This is a genomic window from Pseudomonas sp. GW821-FHT07F01 (assembly GCF_059418825.1).
Genome location: NZ_JBWKQO010000003.1, coordinates 435,707 through 460,575, shown reverse-complemented (window position 1 = coordinate 460,575; position 24,869 = coordinate 435,707). Strand labels below are relative to the sequence as shown.

At 62.3% G+C, this 24,869-nt stretch carries 22 protein-coding genes and 1 pseudogene; 7 read left to right on the top strand and 16 right to left on the bottom strand.

The genetic code is table 11. The annotated features are described in order from the left end of the window. Window positions 1-73 precede the first annotated feature (73 nt). The 4 genes from AC07R1_RS12690 to AC07R1_RS12675 form a co-directional block, all read right to left on the bottom strand. A complete protein-coding gene (locus AC07R1_RS12690; protein WP_026020018.1) occupies window positions 74-1,171 on the bottom strand; it encodes a polyamine ABC transporter substrate-binding protein in 1,098 nt (365 codons plus the stop codon). A 184-nt stretch (window positions 1,172-1,355) separates the two neighbouring features. Continuing rightward, a complete protein-coding gene (locus AC07R1_RS12685) occupies window positions 1,356-2,720 on the bottom strand; it encodes an aspartate aminotransferase family protein (protein ID WP_495110576.1) in 1,365 nt (454 codons plus the stop codon). 56 nt (window positions 2,721-2,776) lie between these two features. Beyond that, window positions 2,777-4,135: a glutamine synthetase family protein gene (locus AC07R1_RS12680; protein ID WP_011064101.1), complete on the bottom strand. Its 1,359-nt coding sequence runs from the start codon at window positions 4,133-4,135 to the stop codon at window positions 2,777-2,779. Between the two features lie 38 nt (window positions 4,136-4,173). Then, on the bottom strand, window positions 4,174-4,956 hold the full coding sequence (locus tag AC07R1_RS12675) for a gamma-glutamyl-gamma-aminobutyrate hydrolase family protein (protein ID WP_011064102.1): 783 nt from the start codon (window positions 4,954-4,956) through the stop codon (window positions 4,174-4,176). Between the two features lie 278 nt (window positions 4,957-5,234). Between AC07R1_RS12675 and AC07R1_RS12670 the strand changes: the two genes are divergently transcribed. Together AC07R1_RS12670 and AC07R1_RS12665 are read left to right on the top strand one after the other, a co-directional pair. After that, a complete protein-coding gene (locus tag AC07R1_RS12670; RefSeq protein ID WP_011064103.1) occupies window positions 5,235-6,611 on the top strand; it encodes a glutamine synthetase family protein in 1,377 nt (458 codons plus the stop codon). A 140-nt stretch (window positions 6,612-6,751) separates the two neighbouring features. Further along, window positions 6,752-7,390 (top strand): TetR/AcrR family transcriptional regulator, encoded by a 639-nt coding sequence (locus AC07R1_RS12665; protein ID WP_011064104.1) that lies wholly within the window; start codon window positions 6,752-6,754, stop codon window positions 7,388-7,390. 8 nt (window positions 7,391-7,398) lie between these two features. On the opposite strand, the gene coaA is transcribed toward AC07R1_RS12665, so the two are convergent. The 11 genes from coaA to argE all read right to left on the bottom strand — a co-directional run bounded on the left by coaA (window position 7,399) and on the right by argE (window position 18,820). Beyond that, the gene (gene coaA / locus AC07R1_RS12660; RefSeq protein ID WP_125062285.1) at window positions 7,399-8,316 is read right to left on the bottom strand and encodes a type I pantothenate kinase; all 918 of its coding nucleotides are present in this window, start codon (window positions 8,314-8,316) and stop codon (window positions 7,399-7,401) included. Window positions 8,317-8,433: 117 nt separating this feature from the next. Continuing rightward, complete coding sequence (locus AC07R1_RS12655) at window positions 8,434-8,649, bottom strand: TOBE domain-containing protein (RefSeq protein ID WP_011064106.1); 216 nt, start codon at window positions 8,647-8,649, stop codon at window positions 8,434-8,436. A 34-nt stretch (window positions 8,650-8,683) separates the two neighbouring features. Continuing rightward, complete coding sequence (gene ssuB, locus AC07R1_RS12650; RefSeq protein WP_011064107.1) at window positions 8,684-9,490, bottom strand: aliphatic sulfonates ABC transporter ATP-binding protein; 807 nt, start codon at window positions 9,488-9,490, stop codon at window positions 8,684-8,686. Then, window positions 9,487-10,275: an aliphatic sulfonate ABC transporter permease SsuC gene (ssuC, locus tag AC07R1_RS12645; RefSeq protein ID WP_011064108.1), complete on the bottom strand. Its 789-nt coding sequence runs from the start codon at window positions 10,273-10,275 to the stop codon at window positions 9,487-9,489. Before ssuC ends, ssuB begins: the two co-directional genes overlap by 4 nt. Before the next feature lie 9 nt (window positions 10,276-10,284). Then, a complete protein-coding gene (ssuD, locus tag AC07R1_RS12640; protein ID WP_495110575.1) occupies window positions 10,285-11,433 on the bottom strand; it encodes an FMNH2-dependent alkanesulfonate monooxygenase in 1,149 nt (382 codons plus the stop codon). 24 nt (window positions 11,434-11,457) lie between these two features. Continuing rightward, window positions 11,458-12,423, bottom strand: coding sequence for a sulfonate ABC transporter substrate-binding protein (locus AC07R1_RS12635; protein ID WP_011064110.1), 966 nt, complete (start codon window positions 12,421-12,423; stop codon window positions 11,458-11,460). Window positions 12,424-12,512: 89 nt separating this feature from the next. After that, entirely contained in the window at window positions 12,513-13,106 is a 594-nt protein-coding gene (gene ssuE / locus AC07R1_RS12630; RefSeq protein WP_011064111.1) for an NADPH-dependent FMN reductase, read from the bottom strand. A 311-nt stretch (window positions 13,107-13,417) separates the two neighbouring features. Beyond that, on the bottom strand, window positions 13,418-14,056 hold the full coding sequence (locus AC07R1_RS12625) for a peroxiredoxin (protein WP_011064112.1): 639 nt from the start codon (window positions 14,054-14,056) through the stop codon (window positions 13,418-13,420). A gap of 272 nt (window positions 14,057-14,328) precedes the next feature. After that, window positions 14,329-15,726, bottom strand: coding sequence for an OprD family porin (locus tag AC07R1_RS12620; RefSeq protein ID WP_065365060.1), 1,398 nt, complete (start codon window positions 15,724-15,726; stop codon window positions 14,329-14,331). 501 nt (window positions 15,727-16,227) lie between these two features. Then, window positions 16,228-17,526: an amino-acid N-acetyltransferase gene (gene argA, locus AC07R1_RS12615; protein ID WP_011064114.1), complete on the bottom strand. Its 1,299-nt coding sequence runs from the start codon at window positions 17,524-17,526 to the stop codon at window positions 16,228-16,230. A gap of 136 nt (window positions 17,527-17,662) precedes the next feature. Further along, window positions 17,663-18,820, bottom strand: coding sequence for an acetylornithine deacetylase (gene argE, locus AC07R1_RS12610; protein WP_011064115.1), 1,158 nt, complete (start codon window positions 18,818-18,820; stop codon window positions 17,663-17,665). Window positions 18,821-18,978: 158 nt separating this feature from the next. On the opposite strand from argE, the gene AC07R1_RS12605 reads away from it, so the two are divergent. Beyond that, on the top strand, window positions 18,979-20,346 hold the full coding sequence (locus tag AC07R1_RS12605) for a CYTH domain-containing protein (RefSeq protein ID WP_019093576.1): 1,368 nt from the start codon (window positions 18,979-18,981) through the stop codon (window positions 20,344-20,346). A gap of 9 nt (window positions 20,347-20,355) precedes the next feature. Here AC07R1_RS12605 and AC07R1_RS12600 read toward each other — a convergent pair whose 3' ends face one another. Beyond that, window positions 20,356-20,826, bottom strand: coding sequence for an Lrp/AsnC family transcriptional regulator (locus tag AC07R1_RS12600; protein WP_011064117.1), 471 nt, complete (start codon window positions 20,824-20,826; stop codon window positions 20,356-20,358). A gap of 124 nt (window positions 20,827-20,950) precedes the next feature. Here AC07R1_RS12600 and AC07R1_RS12595 point away from each other — a divergent pair, with 124 nt between their 5' ends. The 4 genes and pseudogenes from AC07R1_RS12595 to AC07R1_RS12580 all read left to right on the top strand — a co-directional run bounded on the left by AC07R1_RS12595 (window position 20,951) and on the right by AC07R1_RS12580 (window position 24,844). Then, on the top strand, window positions 20,951-21,274 hold the full coding sequence (locus AC07R1_RS12595) for an ACT-like domain-containing protein (RefSeq protein WP_161466791.1): 324 nt from the start codon (window positions 20,951-20,953) through the stop codon (window positions 21,272-21,274). A 113-nt stretch (window positions 21,275-21,387) separates the two neighbouring features. Then, window positions 21,388-23,166: a type IV pilus assembly ATPase TfpB gene (gene tfpB, locus AC07R1_RS12590; RefSeq protein ID WP_495110574.1), complete on the top strand. Its 1,779-nt coding sequence runs from the start codon at window positions 21,388-21,390 to the stop codon at window positions 23,164-23,166. 70 nt (window positions 23,167-23,236) lie between these two features. Continuing rightward, a pseudogene (locus tag AC07R1_RS12585) lies at window positions 23,237-23,989 on the top strand (HAMP domain-containing protein); the annotation flags it as partial. Further along, the gene (locus tag AC07R1_RS12580) at window positions 23,981-24,844 is read left to right on the top strand and encodes a methyl-accepting chemotaxis protein (RefSeq protein WP_404944723.1); all 864 of its coding nucleotides are present in this window, start codon (window positions 23,981-23,983) and stop codon (window positions 24,842-24,844) included. The pseudogene AC07R1_RS12585 and the gene AC07R1_RS12580, both read left to right, overlap by 9 nt. Window positions 24,845-24,869 lie beyond the last annotated feature (25 nt).

Here is a 24,869-nt window from a genome sequence, read left to right as displayed (position 1 = left end):
CTTTCTGTCATTTAATTGTTTCCTGTTGCCGCCCTCGCCACGACGACGGCAACAGGGAGTGCTGCAAATCGGCTTATTTGCCGGATTTGATCTTGGTCCAGCTGCGGGTCAGGATGCGCTGGGTCGCGGCCGGCAGGTCGGCGATCGCGTACAGCTTGGCCTGCACCTCAGCTGGCGGGTAGACGCCCGGGTCGCTGGTGATGTCTTTATCGACCAATGGGGTTGCAGCCGCGTTACCGTTGGGGAAACGCACGGCGTTGGTGATTTCGGCCATGACTTCAGGCTTTTGCAGGAAGGTCATGAACTTGTAGGCGCCTTCGACGTTTTCCGCGTCTTTGGGGATGGCCACCATGTCATAGAAGCTGCCAGCACCCTCTTTGGGGATGTTGTAGCTGACCTTGACCTTGTCACCGGCTTCGGCGGCACGGGCCTTGGCCTGGTAGATGTCGCCCGAGTAACCCACGGCGACGCAGATGTTGCCATTGGCCAGGTCGGAGATGTACTTGGAGGAGTGGAAGTAGGCGATCGAAGGACGGATCTTGAGGAACAGCGCTTCGGCTTCAGCCAGTTGCTTCTTGTCCTGGCTGTCGGTCGGGTAGCCCAGGTAGTGCAGCGCCACCGGAATCATCTCGGTTGGCGAATCGAGGAAGCTGACGCCGCAGGCCTTCAGCTTCTCAGCGTTCTCAGGCTTGAACAGCAGGTCCCAGGAGTTGGTCGGTGCATCGGCACCCAGCGCGGCCTTGACCTTCTCGGCGTTGAAGCCGATACCGATCGAGCCCCACATGTAAGGGAAGGCATGCTTGTTGCCCGGGTCGCTCACCGAAACCGCCTTGAGCAGCGATTCGTTGAGGTTCTTCCAGTTCGGCAACTTGGAGCGGTCCAGTTCCTGGTAGACACCGGCCTTGATCTGCTTGGCCAGGAAGTTGTTGGAAGGCACCACAACGTCATAACCGGACTTGCCGGCGAGCAACTTGGCTTCCAGGGTTTCATTGCTGTCGAACACGTCGTAAACAACCTTGATGCCCGACTCGGCTTCAAACTTCTTGATAGTGTCCGGCGCGATGTAATCGGACCAGTTGTAAACGTGCAGCACTTTATCGTCCGCTTGTGCCGCCGCCGCCATCACGCCCATCAGGGACATGGCGAGGAGGGTCTTGCCAGCTAACTTCATACCTAATGCCTTCATGCGTAATGCTCCAATTATTCTTTTTAACCACTCGCTCAGCGGCCAATATCCGGGCAACCAAAACGGCGGGTAGTCTGGCAAGATCCAAGGCCGGCTTTCAAGAAAAGACCAGGCTTTTACATCTGCTTTGAACGCAGTGCCCGCAAGCACCGCGCTCAAAGCCTAGCACTCAGCCCTCGAGCACACTCAAGGTCAGGTCCAGACACTTGCGCGCCTTGGCCACCAGCTCGTCGATCTCCGCCTCGCTGATCACCAGGGGCGGCGCAATGATCATGGTGTCACCCACCGCGCGCATGATCAGGCCGTTGTCGAAGCAGAACTGCCGGCAGATCATGCCCACGCCTCGGCCTTCGTAACGCGCCCGGGTGGCCTTGTCCTTGACCAGTTCGATGGCCCCCAGCAGCCCTACCCCGCGAACCTCGCCCACCAGCGGGTGGTCGCTCAACTCGCGCAGACGTTTCTGCAAATACGGTGCCGCTTTTTCATGGGCGCGCTGGATAATTTTCTCTTCGCGCATGATGCGGATGTTTTCCAGGGCCACGGCAGCGGCCACCGGGTGCCCGGAATAGGTGAAACCGTGGTTGAAGTCGCCGCCCTCGTTGAGCACCGCCACCACTTCGTCGCGCACGATCAGCCCACCCATGGGGATATAGCCGGAGGTCAGGCCCTTGGCGATGGTCATCATGTCCGGCTTGAGGTCGTAGAAATCGCTACCGAACCACTCACCGGTGCGCCCGAAGCCACAGATCACTTCATCAGCGACGAACAGGATGTCGTACTTGGCAAGGATTTCCTTGATCCGCGGCCAGTAGCTGTCCGGCGGCACGATCACGCCACCGGCGCCCTGGATCGGTTCGGCGATAAAGGCCCCGACATTGTCCACGCCCAGTTCGAGGATCTTCTCTTCGAGCTGGTTGGCGACCCAGATACCGAACTCTTCGGGGCTCATGTCGCCGCCTTCGGCGAACCAGTAAGGCTGCGGGATATGGACGATACCCGGGATCGGCAAGTCGCCCTGCTCGTGCATGTAGGTCATGCCGCCGAGGCTGGCACCGGCCACAGTGGAACCGTGGTAGCCATTGACCCGGCTGATGATGGTTTTCTTGTTCGGCTGGCCCTTGATTGCCCAATAGTGGCGGACCATGCGCAGCATGGTGTCGTTGCCTTCGGAGCCGGAACCGGTGAAGAACACGTGGTTCATGCCTTCTGGCGCGATATCGGCGATCGCCTTGGACAGCTCCAGCACCGGGGGGTGGGCAGTCTGGAAGAACAGGTTGTAATAGGGCAGTTCGCGCATTTGCTTGCTGGCGGCTTCCGCCAGTTCGTCACGGCCATAGCCGATGGCTACGCACCACAGGCCGGCCATGCCGTCGAGAATCTGATTGCCTTCACTGTCCCAGAGGTACACACCCTTGGCATGGGTGATGATCCGCGGGCCCTTTTCCTTCAGTTGCTTGAAGTCACTGAACGGTGCCAGGTGGTGATCACTGCTGAGGGTTTGCCACTCGCGGGTTTGCGGGTTTTTATGAGTCATCAATCTCTCCTTAGTGTCAGTGAAGGCGCCACTGGCGGGCAGTGGCGCCCGGCGGATCAGACGGCGAACAACAGGAACTCCCGCTCCCACGAACTGATCACGCGCTTGAAGTTTTCGTGCTCGGCCCGCTTCACCGCGACATAGCCGGTGATGAACTTCTGGCCCAGGTACTTCTCGATGGTCTTGCTGTTTTCCATACGCTCCAGCGCGTCTTCGATGGTCAGTGGCAGGCGCAGGTTGCGGCGCTCGTAGCCACGGCCCACCACGGGCGCGCTCGGGTTGTGGCCTTCGACCATGCCGATGTAGCCACACAGCAGGCTGGCGGCGATGGCCAGGTACGGGTTGGCGTCGGCGCCCGGCAGGCGGTTTTCCACGCGACGGTTCTGTGGCCCGGCATCCGGCACCCGCAGGCCCACGGTGCGGTTCTCTTCGCCCCACTCGACGTTCACCGGCGCCGAGGTATCGGGCAGGAAACGACGGAACGAGTTGACGTTGGGGGCGAACAGCGGCAGCAGCTCGGGAATGAACTTCTGCAAACCACCGATGTGGTTGAGGAACAGCTGGCTCATGGTCCCGTCTTCATTGGAGAAGACGTTCTTGCCGGTGTTGATGTCGATGATGCTCTGGTGCAGGTGCATGGCGCTGCCGGGCTCGCCGGTCATGGGCTTGGCCATGAAGGTGGCGGCCACGTCGTGCTTGAGCGCGGCTTCGCGCATGGTGCGCTTGAACACCAGGATCTGGTCGGCCAGGGACAGGGCATCGCCGTGACGGAAGTTGATCTCCATCTGCGCCGTGCCGTCCTCGTGGATCAGCGTGTCCAGGTCCAGCTCCTGCAGTTCGCACCAGTCATAGACGTCTTCGAACAGCGGGTCGAATTCGTTCGCAGCCTCAATGGAGAACGACTGGCGCCCGGTCTCCGGGCGGCCGGAGCGGCCGATCGGCGGCTGCAACGGGTAGTCCGGATCGTCGCTGCGCTTGGTCAGGTAGAACTCCATCTCCGGCGCCACGATGGGCTGCCAGCCGTGGTCGGCGTAGAGTTTCAGGACCTTCTTCAGGACGTTGCGCGGCGACAGCTCGATGGGGTTGCCCTGCTTGTCGTAGGTGTCATGGATCACCTGGGCAGTAGGCTCGATGGCCCAGGGCACAAGGTACACCGCGTTCTGGTCCGGGCGGCAGACCATGTCGATGTCGGCCGGGTCCAGCAGTTCGTAATAGATGTCGTCTTCGACATAGTCGCCGGTCACGGTCTGCAGCAGCACGCTCTCGGGCAGGCGCATGCCTTTTTCGGCAATGAACTTGTTGGTCGGCGAGATCTTGCCCCGGGTGATCCCGGTCAAATCGCCGATCATGCATTCGACTTCTGTGATCTTGTGGTCTTTCAACCAATCGGTGAGCTGGTCGAGGTTGTTACTCATAAATGCCTCTAGGCTGAGTTTCCTGACTCTCTATTAAGTCAGGCCTTGTGTGACGCTTCGGCGTCGCGTTGTCTTGCCCGCTTGCGGCAGGCATCACCAAAAGCCTGGAAGATGGCCAGGTAGTGAGGGTTGCAGCTTACCTGCCATTCGGGGTGCCATTGCACCCCTAGTGCGAAAGCCTTGCTGGCTTCTACCGAAACCGCCTCTACCAACCCGTCGGGAGCCAGCGCCTCGACCCGCAGCCCCGGGGCCAGACGCTCGACGCCCTGGGCATGGATCGAGTTGACTTGAATCCGCTCCGGCAGGCCCAGCCCCGCCAGAACACCACCTGCCTTGATATGCAGGTCATGGGCGGGCGCGTACCAGGCGTCCAGGGGCTGGCCGGGCTGTTCGGCGTGCCGGTGGTCCATGAAAGGCTGCACCTGCTGCACGTTCTGATGCAGGCTGCCGCCCAGGGCCACGTTCATTTCCTGGAAGCCGCGGCAGATGCCCAGCACCGGAACGCCACTCGCGACGGCGGCGCTCAGCAGCGGCAGGGTGGCAGCATCCCGTGCAGAATCATGAGCAGTGCCCGGCGCGCTGGCAGGACCCTGGTAATGGAAAGGTTCGATATTGGAGGGAGAGCCGGTAAAGAGAATGCCGTCCAGACCGTCCAGAATATCGGACGGGGAAAGCAGTTCCGCCATGGACGGGATAATCACCGGCACGCCCTGGGCTGCGCTGGCTACTGCGTGGACATACTCGTCGCCACTGATGTGATAAGCATGCAGACCGATCTGCCTGGAGCAGGCGGTGACGCCGATTAACGGCAGGCGAGACATGAAACACCCCGGTATTATTGCTGTTATGGGTTTGATTCGAGCTTAGCCTTGTTCATTTTTTTACACAACACCCCCGTAAAAAATACAACACGGCCCGCTCAAGCCTGCGGTACCCAAGGCGGCCGAGCCCCAAAAAACGCCCTGTTTTGCCTCAAAAGAGCCTTGCCAGCCCTTTATTAGGGCATAAAAGGCCTTACTTGACTTCGGCATGCCGTTCGGGTTGACTGAAACCAGAAAAGATCAATGATTGATATTTTTAACAACAAAGGTGTTGCATCATGTCGGTACCCCCGCGTGCCGTTCAGCTCAACGAAGCGAACGCGTTCCTTAAGGAACATCCTGAGGTTCTGTACGTTGACCTTCTGATTGCGGATATGAATGGTGTGGTGCGCGGCAAGCGCATCGAACGCACCAGCCTCCACAAGGTTTACGAGAAAGGCATCAACCTGCCGGCCTCCCTGTTTGCCCTGGATATCAATGGCTCTACGGTGGAAAGCACCGGCCTGGGTCTGGACATCGGCGACGCCGACCGGATCTGCTATCCAATCCCCGATACCCTGTGCAACGAGCCCTGGCAGAAGCGCCCTACCGCGCAATTGCTGATGACCATGCACGAACTCGAAGGCGACCCCTTCTTTGCCGATCCACGGGAAGTCCTGCGCCAGGTGGTGACCAAGTTCGACGAACTGGGCCTGACCATCTGCGCCGCTTTCGAGCTGGAGTTCTACCTGATCGACCAGGAGAACGTGAACGGCCGGCCACAACCACCACGCTCGCCGATTTCCGGCAAGCGCCCGCACTCCACCCAGGTCTATCTGATCGACGACCTCGACGAATACGTCGACTGCCTCCAGGACATCCTGGAAGGTGCCAAGGAACAAGGCATCCCGGCCGACGCCATCGTCAAGGAAAGTGCCCCGGCACAATTCGAAGTCAACCTGCACCACGTGGCCGACCCGATCAAGGCCTGCGACTACGCGGTCCTGCTCAAGCGCCTGATCAAGAACATCGCCTACGACCATGAGATGGACACCACCTTCATGGCCAAGCCTTACCCGGGCCAGGCGGGCAACGGTCTGCACGTTCACATTTCGGTTCTGGACAAAGATGGCAAGAACATCTTCGCCAGCGAGGATCCCGAGCAGAACGCCGCACTGCGTCACGCGATCGGCGGTGTGCTCGAGACCCTACCGGCGCAGATGGCCTTCCTCTGCCCGAACGTCAACTCCTATCGCCGTTTCGGCGCGCAGTTCTATGTGCCGAACTCGCCGAGCTGGGGCCTGGACAACCGTACCGTGGCCATTCGCGTCCCCACCGGCTCGGCCGATGCAGTGCGCATCGAACACCGGGTCGCCGGCGCCGACGCCAACCCCTATCTGCTGATGGCTTCGGTCCTGGCGGGCGTGCACCACGGCCTGACCAACAAGATCGAGCCGGGGGCGCCTACCGAAGGCAACTCCTACGAGCAGAACGAGCAGAGCCTGCCGAACAACCTGCGTGATGCCCTGCGCGAGTTGGACGACAGCGAAGTCATGGCCAAGTACATCGATCCGAAATACATCGATATCTTCGTCGCCTGCAAGGAAAGTGAGCTGGAGGAGTTCGAACACTCCATCTCCGACCTCGAGTACAACTGGTACCTGCACACCGTGTAAGCGCCAGCTGCATTGAAGAACGCCGCCGGGTTTATCCCGGCGGCGTTTTTTTATGCCCGTGATTCGGATGCGCCCAGGCTGCGGCTACAGGGACAACGGCCCACTCGCGTACAATGCCCGCTGCCCTGTAGGAGAGACTGATGACGCGCACCGCCCCGCTTCGCAAACCCCGTGCACGCAGCCAGGCCCGGATCGACTCCATACTCGACGCCGCACGGACCTTGCTGGCGGCCGAGGGCGTGGCCAGCCTGTCGATCTACAGCGTGGCCGACAAGGCGCAGATCCCGCCATCCTCGGTCTATCACTTCTTCGCCAGCGTCCCGGCCCTGCTGGAAGCCCTTACCGCCGATGTCCACGCGGCGTTCCGCGCCTGCCTGCTGGAACCTATCGACCATGAGCGGCTCAGCAGCTGGCGCGACCTGTCACGCCTGGTGGAGCAACGCATGCTCGACATCTACGGCGAGGACGCGGCGGCCCGCCAACTGATCCTCGCCCAGCACGGCCTGACCGAAGTCACCCAGGCCGACCGCCAGCACGACATCGAGCTGGGGGACCTGATGCACAAGCTGTTCGATCATCATTTCGAGTTGCCGACGCTACCCGTCGATGTCGACGTGTTCGCCCTGGCCATGGAGCTGGGAGATCGGGTGTATGCCCGCTCCGTGCAGCAGCACGGGCAGATCACCCCGCGCATGGCCGAGGAAGGCATGCGCGTCTTCGATGCCTACCTGGGCCTGTACCTGCCGCCCTACCTGGCCAAGCGCCCCACCCCGCCCTGAACGCCGGTTCAGGCCTGACGCAGCAGCAACCGGTCGATGCTGTGGTCCGCCGACTTGTGGATGATCAGGTTGGCTCGCTCCCGAGTCGGCAGGATGTTTTCAACCAGGTTCTTCAGGTTGACCCGGTCCCAGGTATCGGAGGCCACTGACAGCGCCTCGGAATCGGACAGGCCCTTGTACTTGTTGAAGTAGGAATCCCCCGACTGGAAGGCAGTGTTCTTCAGGTAGACGAACCGCTCCAGGTACCAGGTCTTGATGGTCGCTTCGGGAGCGTCGACATAGATCGAGAAGTCAATGAAATCCAGGGCGTTCAGGCCCTCGCCCTGCTCCCCCTGCAACACATTCAAGCCTTCCAGGATGATGATGTCCGGCGCCTCCACCGACTGCGCCTCATCGGCCAGGATGTCGTAGCGCACATGGGAATAGATGGGAATCCGCGCCGCTTCGCCCCGGCGGCACACCGCCTGGAGAAAATCCAAGAACAGCGGCTTGTCATAGGACTCTGGAAAGCCCTTGCGGTGCAGGATGTTTTTTTCCTGCAGGGTGGCCAGCGGGAACAGGAACGAATCCGTGGTCACCAGGTGCACATTGGGCTTGCCCGGCCAATAGGCCAGCAGCGCCGCCAGGACTCGGGCAAAACTGCTCTTGCCCACCGCCACGCTGCCGGAAACACCGATCACGTAGGGGGCCTTGAAACCTGTCTGCGGCACCTTCAGCGATTGCACCTGCGCCGCATGCAAATGCAGCAGGCGCGACAGCGGCAGGAGGATCTGCCGCACTTCTTCGGACGCCATGGGCTGGGTCGGACTGGTCAGCGTCTCCATCTCGGATGGCGCAAGACTCATCGGCTCACCGGCCCGCAGAGCGGCCCAATGGTCGCGATCGAACTCCAGATACCCCACATTTGGACCCTGCTCTGTTGTCATGTTTACTGTTCAGGTCTTGCCGAAAGCAGGGAAAGTATCAAATCTGACCGGTATTTACAGCGCCCATGAAAAAGCCCCGAAGGGCTCGCACCGTTCGGGGCCGTGATCGGGCGCCGTTCACAACTTGGCGATCGATACCTCGGTGGACTTCACAAAGGCGATCACTTCGCTGCCAATCGACAGCTCCAGCTCTTTCACCGAGCGGGTGGTGATCACCGAAGTGACAATGCCGGAAGCGGTCTGCACGTCGATTTCCGACAGCACGTCGCCTTCGACGATTTCCTTGATGGTGCCCTTGAACTGGTTGCGTACGTTGATGGCCTTGATGGTCATGGTGTTTCTCCTGGGGTCGAAATGAGCGGCTGTTTTAAAGTGCCCAGCGCAGTTGCGTGGGCAAGGGTGAAACGGGTTCCGGTTCCGGCGGCGAGCCGGGCAATGACAGCACGCGGTTGAGGACTTCGGTCTCCAGCGCCGCCAGGCGATGGGAACCCCGTACCCGCGGGCGTGGCAGCTCGACGTGCAGGTCGAGACCGACCTCGCCGTCTTCGATCAGGATCACCCGATCGGCGATCGCCACCGCTTCGCTGACATCGTGGGTGACCAGCAGCACGGTGAAGCCATGCTGCTGCCACAGGCGTTCGATCAACTGCTGCATCTCGATCCGCGTCAGGGCATCCAGCGCCCCCAGCGGCTCGTCCAGCAGCAACAGCCGCGGCTGGTGGATCAGGGCGCGGGCCAGGGCCACGCGCTGCTTCTGCCCACCGGACAGGGCCGCCGGCCATTCCTGGGCGCGGTCCGCCAGGCCCACGGCTTCCAAAGCCTGCAGGGCTTGGGGGCGCCAGTTGCCCTTGAGCCCGAGCCCGACGTTATCGATGACCTTTTTCCAGGGCAGCAGGCGCGCCTCCTGGAACATCAGCCGGGTGTCTTCAATAGCAGCGCTCAAGGGCGCGGAACCGGCCAACAGTTCGCCAGCACTGGGCTGGTCGAGACCGGCCAGCAGGCGCAGCAAGGTACTTTTGCCGCAGCCGCTGCGCCCCACCACCGCCACGAACTGGCCGGCGGGAATGTGCAGGTCGATTTCCCGCAGCACCTGCCGCGAGCCGAAGGTCTTTTGCAGTTTGCGCACCGCCAGGGGAATGCCCTGCAGCAGCCGCGGAGGTTGTTGAGCCGTCATTGGGCACCGCCTTTGGCGACCTGGTAGGCCGGATGCCAGCGCAGCCAGACCCGCTCCAGGCCACGCGCGGCCAGGTCCGCCAGCTTGCCGAGCACCGCGTACAGAACGATCGCCAGCACCACCACGTCGGTCTGCAGGAACTCCCGGGCGTTCATTGCCAGGTAGCCGATGCCGGAGCTGGCGGAAATGGTTTCGGCGACGATCAGGGTCAGCCACATGAAGCCCAGGGCAAAGCGCACCCCCACCAGGATCGAAGGCAGGGCGCCGGGCAGGATCACCTGGCGGAACAGGGCGAAGCCGGACAGGCCGTAGCTGCGCGCCATCTCCACCAATGCCGGGTCGACGTTGCGGATGCCGTGGTAGGTGTTGAGGTAGATCGGGAACAGCGTGCCCAGGGCCACCAGGAAAATCTTCGCCGACTCATCGATGCCGAACCACAGGATCACCAGGGGAATCAGCGCCAGGTGCGGCACATTGCGGATCATCTGTACCGAGCTGTCCAGCAGCCGCTCGCCCCATTTCGACAGGCCGGTGATAAAGCCCAGCGCCAGGCCGATGCCGCCACCGATGACAAAACCCAGGCCGGCGCGCCAGCCGCTGATGGCCAGGTGGGTCCAGATATCGCCACTGCGTACCAGGCTGACCCCGGCCTCGATCACCGCGCTGGGGGCCGGCAGGATGCGGGTCGACAGCCAGCCCGCCGACACCGACAGTTGCCACACCGCCAACAACAGCAGCGGCAGGCCCCAGGGCGCCAGACGCTGCACTATGCGTTGTCCGTTCATGGCCGCACCTCAGCTCTGGGACACGGCTTTGGGAATGATGTCGTTGGCGACCATCTCCCCGAACGGGCTGACGTAACCCGCCGCCTCAGGCAGCTTGGGACGTTCGATGTCCAGGTGCGGGAACAGTAGTTCGGCCACCCGGTAGGCCTCTTCCAGGTGCGGATAGCCGGAGAAGATGAAGGTGTCGATGCCCAGGTCCGCATACTCCTGCATGCGGGCCGCCACGGTCGGGCCGTCGCCCACCAGGGCCGTACCGGCACCGCCGCGCACCAGGCCGACCCCTGCCCAGAGGTTGGGGCTGACTTCCAACTGGTCGCGGCGGCCGCCATGCAAGGCGGCCATGCGCTGCTGGCCTACGGAATCGAAGCGCGCCAGGGACGCCTGGGCCCGGGCGATGGTGTCGTCGTCCAGATGGGAAATCAGCCGCTCGGCAGCCTGCCAGGCCTCGGCGTTGGTTTCCCGCACAATCACATGCAGGCGGATGCCGAAGCGTACGGTGCGCCCGAGTTTGGCGGCCTTGTCCCGCACCTGCTGGATCTTCTCGGCCACCGCGGCCGGCGGCTCGCCCCAGGTCAGGACCATCTCCACCTGCTCGGCAGCCAGGTCCTGGGCCGCTTCCGAGGAGCCACCAAAATACAGCGGCGGACGGGGTTGCTGCAGCGGCGGATAGAGCAGCTTGGCGCCCTTCACGCTGATGTGCTGGCCGTCGTAGTCCACGGTTTCACCTTCCAGCACCCGGCGCCAGATACGGGTGAACTCCACCGCAGCCTGGTAGCGCTCCTCATGGTCGAGGAACAGGCCGTCGCCGGCCAGTTCGTCCGGATCCCCCCCGGTTACCAGGTTGAACAGCGCCCGGCCGCCGGACAACCGGTCCAGGGTCGCTGCCTGGCGCGCCGCTACCGTCGGGGAGATGATCCCCGGGCGCAGGGCCACGAGGAACTTCAGACGCTGGGTCACCGGGATCAGCGACGCCGCCACCAGCCAGGAGTCCTCGCAGGAGCGCCCGGTGGGGATCAGCACGCCGCCGAACCCCAGGCGATCAGCGGCCTGGGCGATCTGCTGCAGGTAAGCATGATCGACGGCGCGAGCGCCTTCGGCGGTGCCAAGGTAATGGCCGTCGCCGTGGGTAGGCAGGAACCAGAAGATATTGAGGCTCATGGAGTTGTCTCCTAAGGGGTCGAATTACGGCGCTTTGGCCACGGCGGCGGTGGGCGTCCAGATCACGTCTTTGATGCTCAACGGCTTGGGAATCAGCTTGAGCTGGTAGAAGCTGTCGGCGATTTTCTGCTGCGCGGCGATCACTTCCGGGGTCAGGAAGCCCGCGCCATAGCCCTGGCGCTTAACCGAAGTGAGGGTGATGTCGGCCGGCAGACCCAAAAGCGGTGCCACCTGTTGGGTGACTTCCTGCGGATTGCCCTTGGACCACTCGCCCACCGCCCGCACTTCTTCCACCAGGGCGGTAATCACCTCGGGATGCTGTTGCGCGTAGGGTTTGGTGGCCAGGTAGAACTGGTGGTTGTCGACGATGCCCGAGCCGTCACGCAGGGTGCGAGCCTGTAGCTGCTGCTCGGCGGCTGCCTGGTAGGGGTCCCAGATGGCCCAGGCATCGACGCTGCCCCGCTCGAATGCGGCGCGGGCATCAGCCGGCGGCAGGAACACGGTCTGGATATCACTGTATTTCAGGCCGGCGTCTTCCAGAGCGCGGACCAGCAGGTAATGGACGTTGGAGCCCTTGTTCAGCACCACCTTCTTGCCCTTGAGGTCCTGCACCGACTGGATCGGCGAACCCTTGGGCACCAGGATCGCTTCGCTATGGGGGGCCGGCGGCTCGTAGGCCACATACAGCAGGTCGGCACCGGCGGCCTGGGCAAAGACTGGCGGGGTCTCGCCGGTCACGCCGAAGTCGATGGACCCGACATTGAGGCCCTCCAGCAACTGTGGGCCTCCGGGAAATTCAGTCCATTGCACCTCGACGCCCTGCTGCGCCAGGCGCTTCTCCAGGGAACCCTTGGCCTTGAGCAGCACCAGGGTGCCGTACTTCTGATAACCGATCCGCAAGGTCTCGGCCTGAGCTTGAACAATGGCGCCGAAGGACACAGCCGCAGCAAACAGAGCGACCAGACCGCGACGCAAAATGACAGGGCGCATGGCGCTCTCCTTTTTGCTATGGGGTTGTGGCTGCACCTGCTTGCCCGTTGGCGGGCGAGTAAGGCGAGTATTTCAATCGGGGGTGAGGCTCAAATGCTCCAGCGAGCACTCAACAGGCGTTCATTGAGCAGATGCGGATCCAGCGGTTTGGGGCGACGGGCCATGGCGCTGTGGAACTGCTCGAGCGCTTCTTTCAAGCGTTGCTCCAGGGCCTCGGCCAATTGCGGCTGGGCGCTGCCCTCGCCGTAGGCGATCTGGCTGTCCTCGGCAAAGATGCCCTGGAGCATCTCCTGGGCCTTGAGGGCCGAAAGCACCGGCTTCAATGCGTAATCCACCGCCAGCATGTGGGCAATACTGCCGCCGGTAGCCATGGGCAGCACCACCTTGTGGCTCAGGGCCCGCTCGGGCAGCAGGTCGAGCAGGGTTTTCAGGGCCCCGGAAAACGACGCTTTGTACACCGGCGTCGCAATCAGCAAGCCGTCGGCCTGTTCGATCTGTTGCAGCAGGTCGATGACCTTGGGGCTGTCGAAGCGCGCGTGGAGCAGATCCTCGGCCGGGAAGTCCCGTACCTGGTAGCTGACCACTTCCACGCCTTGCTGCTGTAACCAGCGCTTGGCCAACTCCAGCAGCACCCCGGAACGGGAGCGTTGGCTGGGACTGCCACCGAGAGAGACCACCAGCATGCAGAGAATTCCTTGAACGAAGAAAGCGATTCGCGGGATGCGATCTCGCCGAATTGGAGAGACCTTAACAGCCTATTTTTATATCCATAAATCTTATTTATTCATTTGTTTATTCCTTAAAAATATATAAGAAAGTATTTTCCGCAGGCAAAAAAATAGGCCGTCGGAACGGCCTTAAAACCCCTGCTTTATGGATCTGTTGCTCCTGCGTGCTTCGTAGGAGCGGGCTTGCCCGCGAAAGGGTCGGCGAAACTTGCGCCGGCCTCACGACCGCCTTTGTCGGCAAGCGAGCTCCTACGGCGGTGGGTGTATCAGCGGTTGGGTTGCGGCGTCAGGCGCAGATAGGGCTTCACTGCGCGATAGCCCTTGGGAAAGCGACGCTTGATCTCTTCCTCGTCCTTGAGCGAAGGCACGATCACCACTTCGTCACCGTCCTGCCAGTTGGCCGGGGTGGCCACCTTGTAGTTGTCGGTGAGTTGCAGCGAATCGATTACCCGCAGGATTTCGTGGAAGTTGCGCCCGGTGCTGGCCGGGTAGGTGATGGTCAGGCGAATCTTCTTGTTCGGGTCGATGACGAACAGCGAGCGTACGGTCAGGGTGTCGTTGGCATTGGGGTGGATCAGGTCATAGAGGTCCGAGACCTTGCGATCGGCATCCGCCAGGATCGGGAAGTTGACCCGGGTGTTCTGGGTCTCGTTGATGTCTTCGATCCACTTGTGATGGGAGTCCACCGGGTCCACCGAGAGGGCAATGGCCTTCACCCCGCGTTGAGCGAATTCGTCCTTGAGCTTGGCGGTAAAGCCCAACTCGGTGGTGCATACCGGAGTGAAATCCGCCGGATGAGAAAACAGCACGCCCCAGCTATCGCCCAGCCACTCGTGGAAACGAATCTTGCCGGCACTGGAATCCTGTTCGAAGTCGGGGGCGATGTCGCCCAGTCTGAGGCTCATGGGTGCTGCTCCTGTGAGTGCGTGATGAAGCTACTCTGCCTGCACGGGAGACTATTTAAAAAGAATATATATCGATTTATTAATAACTGAATTGAATATTAAAAATCTCTTCACTGGACTCGCGGACGAGCGAAGACCACCCTTCTCAACAAGGTTCGAGAAGGCCTTGAGTAGCTGTAAAAAGAGGGGGATTCAGGAAGGGCTCACGGGGGTGGGCCTGACTTGAAACAACACCTCGCCCGGCATTGCGCCGGGCGAGGCTTCAACCGCAATTACTTCAGCGGGATCGAGTAGCTGACGATCAGGCGGTTTTCGTCCTGGTCGCGCTGGCCCGGAATGTCGTTACGCCACATGGCGTTTTTCCAGGTCAGACCCAGGTTCTTCAGTGGGCCTTGCGGAACCACGTAGGACAGGGTCAGGTCGCGTTCCCACTCGGTGCCACCAGTGCCCAGAGTGGTTTTCTGTGCAGCGCCAACCTTACCGGCTGTGTCGATGTTGTTGCCACGCAGGTAGATGATACCGGCGGTCAGACCAGGCAGGCCGACCTTGGCGAAGTCATAGGCGTAGCGAGCCTGCCAGGTACGCTCGCCGGCACGGGCGAACTTCTGGATCTGCATGTCGGTGATGGTGCTGTTGGACGAGCCGTCACCCTGGTTCAACCAAGGGAAATCGCTGTCACCGTTGCTGTACTGGTAGCCGCCACCGAAGGTGTGGCCTTCAACCGAGTACAGGGCCAGGTAGCTGTACAGGTTGTTGTCGACCTTGCCTTTGGTGATCGCCGACAGGCCTTTGTCCGGGTAGTAGCCGGTGGTGTAGTAGGCCGCGGTGTCGCCGTTGGAGCCGTTGTCACGACTGCGGTAGTAGCGCAGGTCACTTTTCAGTACGCCAGGACCGATGGACCAGTTGTGCACCAGGCCCAGGAAGTTCTGCGAGTAGAAGTCCTTCAGCTCGCCGTAGTAGTACGAAGCGGTCAGATCCTTGGTGATCTTGTAGTCAGCACCACCGTAGTAGAACTTGTTGCTGAACTTGCCGGCATCATAGTTGGAGCCGGCGTTGGCGCCAGCAATGGACAGACCTTCGTTGTTGCTCGAGTTACGGCCTTTGGCGTGCTCGATCTGACCGGCAGTCAGGGTCAGGTCCTTGATCTCGTTCGAAGTGATCTGGCCACCCTGGAAGGTTTGTGGCAGCAGACGACCGTCGTTGTACTTGATCACCGGGTTGTTAGGCATCAGGGTGCCGATTTTCAGCTCGGTCTGGGAAACCTTGACCTTGCCGGTCAGACCCAGGCTGGAATAATCGTTCACCGCTTGAGCGTTCTTGCCGCTGGAGGAGTGAGTCGGAAAAACAGTGCCACCGGAAGAAGTGGTGGTCGCGCCGTTGGTGCCGCCACCGGAATCCAGGCGCACGCCCAGCAGGCCGATTGCATCCAGGCCAAAACCTACGGTGCCTTCGGTGTAGCCAGAGGTGAAGTTGAAGATGAAGCCTTGGCCCCATTCTTCCTGCTTGCTCTGAGCCTTCGCGGCTTTGGTATCGCCGTCGCGGTTGTCGGTATTGATGTAGAAGTTACGCAGCCCCAAGGTAGCTTTGCTGTCTTCGACAAAACCGGCGGCGCCTGCCTGCTGCGCCAAAACCCCTACGGCCACAGCCAGGGCCAAGGTGGACTTGTTCATGTATCGCTCCTCTCGTTTCTAATTCTTGTGGTTCCTGGCCCCGGATCGAACGCCCGGGTGCCACAGATGCGCGATTAGCGCCAGACCGTGACTGATAAGTCAATCGTAACGACCTGTGTCTACGACCATGGTCTAATCGCAGTGATTTGGTCCATGCAGGGTAATGAATTACTCATAAACCCAAAAAGAATTGTTTAATTCTTTTTCATACCTTTCAGGAATAAAGCTCGCCATTATCAAACGGCGAATCGCAGCGTAGACGCTCGCAAGCTTATTTCTGAAAAATATTCCCCTGACTCAGCCCCCAAGATCCCCTGCGTGTACAAGCGCAAAACGTCATTCAGGATCAAAAAAGCGACGCAATCATGGCTAAGAGCCTATCCTCCCGTCAATTTGTTACAGTTTTTGTATCGAAATGAAATTTTTCTGACATGTGCAACTGGCCGCCACGGTTCGATCAATTGATCGGGCCGTGGCGGCCAGTTGCACAAAGAGGCGGGTTCAGAGGGCTTTTTCGAAGATCTTCGAATTGCGCTGGTAGTTGTACAGCGAGGCCCGGGCCGATGGCAGGCGCTCGACACTGCTGGGCACGAAACCACGCTCGCGGAACCAGTGAGCGGTACGAGTGGTGAGGACGAACAGCGTCTTCAAGCCCTGGGCCCGAGCGCGGGTCTCGATCCTTTCCAGCAGCTCGTCGCCACGCTTGCCATGGCGGTACTCGGGGTTCACCGCCAGGCACGCCAGCTCACCGGCATCGGAATCGGCAATCTGGTAGAGGGCCGCGCAGGCGATGATCATGCCCTCGCGCTCCACCACACTGAACTGCTCGATCTCGCGCTCCAGCACCTCGCGGGAACGCCGCACGAGGATGCCCTGCTCTTCCAGCGGGCTGATCAGCTCCAGCAAGCCGCCCACGTCCTCGATCGCCGCCTCGCGCACCCGCTCGAACTGTTCCTGGGCCACCAGGGTGCCGCCGCCGTCGCGGGTGAAGAGTTCGGTCAGCAAGGCGCCGTCCTCGGCGTAGCTGACGATATGGCTGCGTCCGACTCCGCCGCGGCACGCCTCGGCGGCGGCATCCAGCAGCTCGGCCTGATAGTTACCCCCCAGGCGCTGCAAATGCGCCGGCACCTGTTGCGGGCGCAATTCGCGCACCAGCTTGCCGTTTTCATCCAGCAGGCCTGGGTCGGCGCCGAACAGCAGTAGTTTGTCGGCCCCAAGGTCGATGGCGGCGCGAGTGGCCACGTCTTCGCAGGCCAGGTTGAAGGTTTCCCCGGTGGGGGAATACCCCAGGGGCGAGAGCAGGACGATGGAGCGCTCGTCCAGCAGGCGATTGATGCCTTTGCGATCGACCCGGCGCACTTCGCCGGTGTGGTGATAGTCAACGCCTTCCAGCACGCCGATCGGACGGGCAGTCACCAGGTTGCCGCTGGCCACCCGCAACCGCGAGCCCTGCATCGGTGAAGAGGCCATGTCCATGGACAGGCGCGCCTCGATAGCGATGCGCAACTGGCCCACGGCATCGATCACGCACTCCAGGGTTGCCGCGTCGGTGATCCTAAGGCCGTGATGGTAATGGGGCGTCAGGCCACGGGCCGCCAGGCGGGCTTCGATCTGTGGGCGCGAGCCGTGCACCAGCACCAGGCGCACCCCCAGGCTGTGGAGCAGCACCAGGTCGTGGACGATATTGCCGAAGTTGGGGTGTTCAACGCCGTCGCCGGGCAGCATGACCACGAAGGTGCAGTCGCGGTGGGCATTGATATAGGGAGACGCGTGGCGAAGCCAATTGACGTATTCGGGCATGAACCTGAGCCTGTAAATAAAAAGCAGCCTATGAAAGGACGAAACGGAAAACTCACAGCGGGCTGATGGTTATCGTCGGAACAGGCTTGGCAACACGCTTACTCTCCTCATGGGTACGGACAAGGCCACCGGCAATTTACTGAAATTGGGCCGGCGTCAGGCAGTAATGTTCAATCAATTCACGTAATAGATGCACGGTAGGCTGCAAGCGTGACATTTCGAGGTACTCCCCCGGCTGGTGGGCACAGGCGATATCACCCGGGCCGAGCACCAGGGTCTCGCAGCCAAGGCGCTGAAGATAAGGTGCTTCGGTGCCAAACGCTACTGCTTCGGCACGATGCCCGGTCAACCGCTCTGCCACTCGCACCAACTCGGCATCCTCGGGCTGCTCGAAAGGCGGGACCGCGGGGAACAGCGGCGCATAGTCGATCTTCACTTCATGGCGTTCGGCAATCGGCTTGAGCTTCTGCCGGATGGCCTCGCGCAGCACGTCCGGATCCATGCCCGGCAGGGGCCGCAGGTCGAACTCCAGGGAACACTGGCCACAGATGCGGTTGGGGTTGTCGCCGCCATGGATGCAGCCGAAGTTCAGGGTCGGTTGCGGGACGCTGAACTGCGCATTGCGGTACTCGCGCTGCCACAGCAACCGCAGGCCCCGCAGCTCGCCAATGGCATCGTGCATGGCTTCCAGGGCACTGCGACCCAGGCTTGGGTCCGACGAATGACCGCTGCGGCCGAGGATCTCGATGCGCTCCATCATCACCCCCTTGTGCAGGCGAATCGGCTTGAGCCCCGTAGGCTCGCCGATCACCGCCGCGCGCCCCAGGGGCCGGCCGGCTTGCGCCAAGGCCCGCGCCCCGGCCATGGAGCTTTCTTCGTCGCAAGTGGCGAGGACCAGCAGCGGCTGCTTGAAAGGCTGATCCAGCAGGGGCCGCACTGCCTCGATGATCAGGGCGAAGAAACCCTTCATGTCGCAACTGCCCAGGCCGACCCAGCGGCCGTCGACTTCGGTCAGCTTCAAGGGGTCGGTCTGCCACAGCGCGCTGTCATAGGGCACGGTGTCGCTGTGCCCGGCCAGTACCAGGCCGCCAGGGCCACTGCCGAAACTGGCCAGCAGGTTGAACTTGCCGGGGCTGACCTGCTGGATGTCACAGGCAAAACCCAGGTCGCCGAGCCAACCGGCCAGCAGGTCGATCACCGCACGGTTGGATTGATCCAGTGCTGCTTGAGTGCAGCTCACCGATGGCGCGGCGATCAGCGCGGCAAACTGATCCTTCATGGACGGCAGGGGCATGAGCTGTCTCCGGGAATCCCAATGTGAGGCCCATCATAGAGGCATCCCGCAAGCGGAAGGAACCGCCGCGGCACCTGCGGGCGCCTTGTCCTGTACACTGCACGGCCTTGGCAGCCAACTCTTCCCCGGCTGCGCTCCCGATCCTGGATTTTCCGGCCATGCAGAAAGAAACCGAAATCAAACTCCGCGTCAGCCGCGAAACCCTCGCCGCCCTGCGCGAGCACCCGCTACTGAAAAAACGCAATAAAAGTGGCTGGGAACGCCGTGAACTGATGAATCAGTACTTCGACACCCCAGAACGCGACCTGGCCCGGGCCAAAGTCGCCCTGCGCCTGCGTCGCGACGGTGACGCGGTGATCCAGACCCTGAAGACCAGCGGCCAGAGCGTCGCCGGCCTGTCCGAACGCAACGAGTACGACTGGCAACTGGCCAAGGCCAAGCTGGACGTGAAAAAGCTCGAAGGCCAATGCTGGCCCGAAGCCCTGGCCGAACTGGACAAGAAGACCCTCAAGCCATTGTTCACCACGGATTTCGTCCGCGAGCGCGCGGAAATCGCCTGGGGCCGCGGCAAGGCCAAGGTGGTGATCGAAGCCGCCCTGGACTTGGGCCAAGTCATCGCCGGCAAGCAAAAGGAAGAAATCTGCGAGCTGGAACTGGAGCTGCGTGAAGGCGAACCGGCTGCCCTGCTGGAGTTGGCAGCGGAGCTGGCCCTGACCCTGCCGCTGATGCCCTGCGACATCAGCAAGGCCGAGCGCGGCTATCGCCTGTTCGACGCCGGCAGCTACTCCCTGAGCCTACCCGCGCCGCAATTGAGCGCCGAGACGCCCCTGGACGAAGCTTTCGCCGCTCTGGCCTGGCACCTGCTGGGCAGCAGCCAGCGCCTGGCCGAGCAGTACCGCTTCAATGGCCACTGGCGCCTGCTGCAGGACTGGGTGGACAACCTTGCCGAGCTGCGAGCCCTGGCCAGCAGCCTGGGCCAGGCCGCACCGCGCCAGTCCACCGCTGAGTTGCGCAGTGCCCTGGACGCCCTGCTGGAAGACTGGCGTCCGCTGGTACAGGCCGGCCTTGATGACGAAGACGTGCGCAAGGCCGCGCCGGAGCAGTTCATCGAAGAGTTGCAGGACGTGCGCTGGGGCCTGTTCTCGCTGAATACCTCGCGCTGGCTGCTGGCCCGGGCCTGGGCCGCTGACCGCAACACCCGGGGCAACCGCCAGGGCGCCGCACAGTTGGGCAGCTGGTTGCCACGCCTGCTGGCCGAGGAAGCCACCTCCCTGCAACTGCCGCGCTATCAGCAGCAACCGGAAGACCTGGCCGAGCAGTTGCCGCGCATTGAACGCATCCAGGCCTGGTTGCACCACGCCCGCTCCGCGCTGGAGATCCCAGAGCTGGACCGTCTCTATGGCGAGTTGAACAAACTGGCCCAGCTGGCCAACGAGCCGATCACCGACGAAGCCCTCGACGCCCGCAAGCAGCAGGCCATCGCGGTGTTCCAGAACCGTGCCTGGAAAACCCTCCTGCGCCTGTAACCCCGCCCCTCAGCGCATGACCGGCAGGCTGGTGGTGGACTTGATCTCCGACAGGGCAACGATCGAGTTCACCTCCTGGATACCCGGCACCATGGACAGCTTCTCGAAGAAGAAGCGTTCATAGGCTTCGATATCCGCGGTCACGATCCGCAGCAGAAAGTCCACCGCGCCCATCAGCACATAGCACTCCAGCACTTCCGGAAAGCCGCGGATCGCCTCGGTGAACTCGGTGAAGTTGGAGCGCCCGTGAGCGTTGAGCTTGATCTCGGCGAAAATCTGCGTGTTGAGACCAATCTTCTTGCGGTCCAGCAGGGTCACCTGGCCGCGGATCACCCCCTCCTCCTTCATCCGCTGGATCCGTCGCCAGCATGGCGACTGGGACAACCCCACCTGCTCGGCGATCTGCGCACTGGAAAGCGAGGCGTCCTCTTGCAGCAGCGCGAGGATGCGGCGGTCATAGGCGTCCAGGTCGCTATGCATAATAAATACCCATAAACATTAAAAAATGAATTGAACAATTCATATTCAAGCAAACAAACCCAATCTTAGATAAGAAATACCCGAAACCGAATGTAAAAATTTCTCCACTGACCTGGAGACCGCCATGCCCCCTTTCGAGCCAGCCCCCCGCGCCGATGCCTGGAACCTCAACAATGCTCACTGTCGCGTGCACTACCGGATAGTGGCCGACGCCGAGGCCGATGTGCTGTGCCGCATCCTCAACCACTTCGCCCTGCAGTTCCTGGTGCCGCAGCGGGTGTCGATGCAGCAGCAGGACGCCACGCTGTATATGGAGGTGGAACTCGACGACCTGAGCTGGCATCGGGCCCAGGTGATCGGCGCAAAGCTGCGCAACCTGATCAGTGTCTGTGACGTGGAGCTGGAGCTGGAGCTGGCGGAACCTTCGCGCCTGCAGGCCGCGGGTTGATCCCGGCAAAACCCTGCAACCCTTGGCAAGCATTCCCTTGAGGCCCCGGGGACTATTCTTGGCTGTTCGTGGTCAGAGACCCACATCTGGACAACAGCCCCAAGGAATCGCCCATGAGCGCCGCGCACCTTCCCCAGGACCGCTGGCTGGACCTCAGCGAACTGCTGCGTGAACTGCTGGCCCAGGGCCGCATCAGCCAGGATGCCGCCGAACAGGTCATGAGCGTCCGGCATCAGGCAGCCGGTAACCTGCTGCATCCCCTGGAAGTGATCGCCGGCCAGCAATTGCCCGACCTGCAGCACCCCGGCGCACATCTGGACCTGGACAGCCTCACGGCCTGGCTGGCCCGGCAAGCCGGTCAGCCTTACCTGCGTATCGACCCCCTGCGCATCGACGTGGCCAGCATCACGCCGTTGATGTCCTTCGCCTTCGCCCAGCGGCACAAGATCCTTGCCGTGGCCGTGGATGGGCAGAGCGTTACCGTGGCCAGCGCCCAACCTTACGTCAGTGCCTGGGAAGCAGACCTGGCCCATGTTCTCAAGCGCACGGTGCGACGGGTGGTGGCCAGCCCGCTGGACATCCAGCGCCTGACCCTGGAGTTCTATCGCCTGGCCAAGTCGGTCAGCGGCGCCAGCAGCGAACAGAAAGCCAGTGGCCTGGGCAACTTCGAGCAACTGCTGAAACTGGGGGCCAGCGACCAGGAGCCGGATGCCGACGATGCGCACATCGTCAATATCGTCGACTGGCTGTTCCAGTACGCCTTTCAGCAAAGGGCCAGCGACATCCATATCGAACCCCGCCGCGAGCACGGCACCCTGCGCTTTCGCATCGATGGCGTATTGCACAACGTCTACCAGTTCCCGCCCCAGGTCACCCTGGCCATCGTCAGCCGCCTCAAGAGCCTGGGGCGCATGAACGTCGCGGAAAAGCGCAAGCCCCAGGATGGCAGGGTCAAGACGCGCACCCCCGACGGCAGCGAAATCGAGTTGCGGCTCTCGACCCTGCCCACGGCGTTCGGTGAAAAGCTGGTGATGCGCATCTTCGATCCCCAGGTCCTGCTCAAGGATTTCGACCAGTTGGGCTTTGGCACCGATGACCTGAGCCGCTGGCAAGCCATGACCACCCAGGCCCACGGCATCATCCTGGTCACCGGGCCCACCGGCTCGGGCAAGACCAGCACCCTCTACACCACCCTGAAGAAGCTCGCGACCCCCGAGGTCAACCTGTGCACCATCGAGGACCCGATCGAGATGATCGAACCGGCGTTCAACCAGATGCAGGTCCAGCACAATATCGACCTGAGTTTTTCCAGCGGCGTGCGCGCACTGATGCGCCAGGACCCCGACATCATCATGATCGGCGAGATCCGTGACCTTGAGACCGCGGAAATGGCCATCCAGGCCGCACTTACCGGGCACCTGGTGCTGTCTACCCTGCACACCAACGACGCCCCCGGCGCCATCAGCCGACTGCTGGAACTGGGCGTGCCCCATTACCTGATCAAGGCCACCCTGATCGGGGTCATGGCCCAGCGCCTGCTGCGCACCCTCTGCCCGTACTGCAAGGTTCCCGCCGAGCTGACGGCGGATGACTGGGAAAGCCTGACCGGAACCCGGCACCTGCCACCCGCTGCCGGCGGCCAGCGCGCGGTTGGCTGCGCCGAATGCCGGGGTACCGGTTACCACGGGCGCACCGGGGTCTACGAAATCATGCCCTTGGGTTCCCCCCTCAAGGCCCTGATCCATCGCGACCTGGATCTTGCCCGCCTGCACCACCAGGCCTGCGCGGACGGCATGCGCAGCCTGCGCCTGGCTGCCGCGCACAAGGTTGCCCAAGGCCTGACCAGCCTTGAGGAAGTGCTAAGGGTCACGCCCGGCAACCAGCCCCCATAGCGGCACAGGAGGCGAACCCCAGGCGCTGGACTACGCTTGAGTCACCGCCGAGAAAAGCAGGGAGCCCGGTATGAACATTCGTCAAAACATGCTCGCCACCGGGGTTGTCAGCCTCCTGGCCATTGCCCTGGTGGCCGGGCTGGGTTTATGGGGCCAGTCACGCCTGGCGCGGGCACTGGTGGACAACGAACTCAACGCCAGCGCCCTGCGCAACCACCTGGAGGCCGACATGATGCACGACGCCCTGCGGGCCGATGTGCTGGAGGCCCTGAGCAGCCAGCCCGGCGATGCCGCCGCTGGCGAAGAGGTCCGCAATAGCCTGCGCGAACACGGCGACTGGTTCCGCAAGGCCCTGGCGGAAAACGCCAAGTTGCCCCTGGCACCGGAAATCCGCAACGCCATCACCGAACTGCAGCCGGTGCTGGAAAACTACATTCACGCCGCCGAGAACATCGCCGGGCAGGCCCTCAAGGACCCACAGGCCGCGCGCCTGCAAATGCCGGAGTTCTCCCAGCGCTTCAGCGAAGTGGAGAGCCGCAACGCCGCCCTCAGCAGCCAGATCGAAGCCAGCACCGCCCAAACCCGCGAACTCAGTGAAAGTGCGGTCCGCCAGGCCGCCTGGTGGCTGATCGGCGGCAGCCTGCTGGCCGCCCTGGCACTGGCTCTGTTGACCCGGCAGCTGCTCACCCGGGTGCTCAAACCCCTGGAAAAATCCGTGGCCACCGCCCGGGCCATTGCCCAGGGCAACCTGACCACGCCCATCAGCGTCGACAGGCATGACGAGGCCGGCCAACTGCAACGGGCCCTTGGAGAAATGCAAGACAACCTGCGGCAGATGATCACCACCATCCGCCATGAAAGCGAAGAGTTGCGCGGCCGCTCCCACAGCCTCAGCGACACGTCGCTGAGCATTGCCGACGGCGCCACCGAACAGGCCGACGGCGCCACCAACATGGCCGCAGCCATGGAGCAGATGATCAGCAATATCGCCCAGGTGGCCGAACACGCGCGCAATGCCCAGGGCATTGCCGCCCAGTCCGAATCCCTGGCCGGTAGCGGCGGCCAGGTAATCCTCGGGGTCGTGGACGGCATGAGCCATATTGCCGAGGCGGTGAACCAGTCTTCCCGCAGCATCACCGCCCTGGGCCAGTCCTCGGAAGAGATCCACTCGATCATCCAGGTAATCAACGGCATCGCCGAGCAGACCAACCTGCTGGCCCTGAACGCCGCCATCGAAGCCGCCCGGGCCGGGGAAGCCGGCCGGGGGTTCGCCGTGGTGGCTGACGAAGTGCGCAATCTGGCAGCCCGCACCGCACAGTCCACCCGGGAAATCACCGGCATGATCGAACGCATCCGGGAAACCACCGAACAAGCCGTGAACAGCATGCAAACCGGGGTCAGCCGGGTCAACGACGGGGTCCAGATGGCCCAGCAGGCGGGCACCTCGATCAATGAGATCCGCCAGGGCGCCCAGCGCTCGGCGGTGATGGTGGAGGAGATTTCCCTCACCATCGGCGAGCAGTCCAAGGCCAGTAGCGAAGTTGCGCAACGGGTGGAGATGATCAGCCTGGTAGCCCGGCGCAACAGCCAGGCCATGCGTGAGCTGACCCAGACCGTGGAGCAGATGGAAAACTCCGTGGCCACCTTGCAGACCTCGGTCACCCGCTTCCAACTGTGAGGCCACGGGCACGCCGGTGATGTGT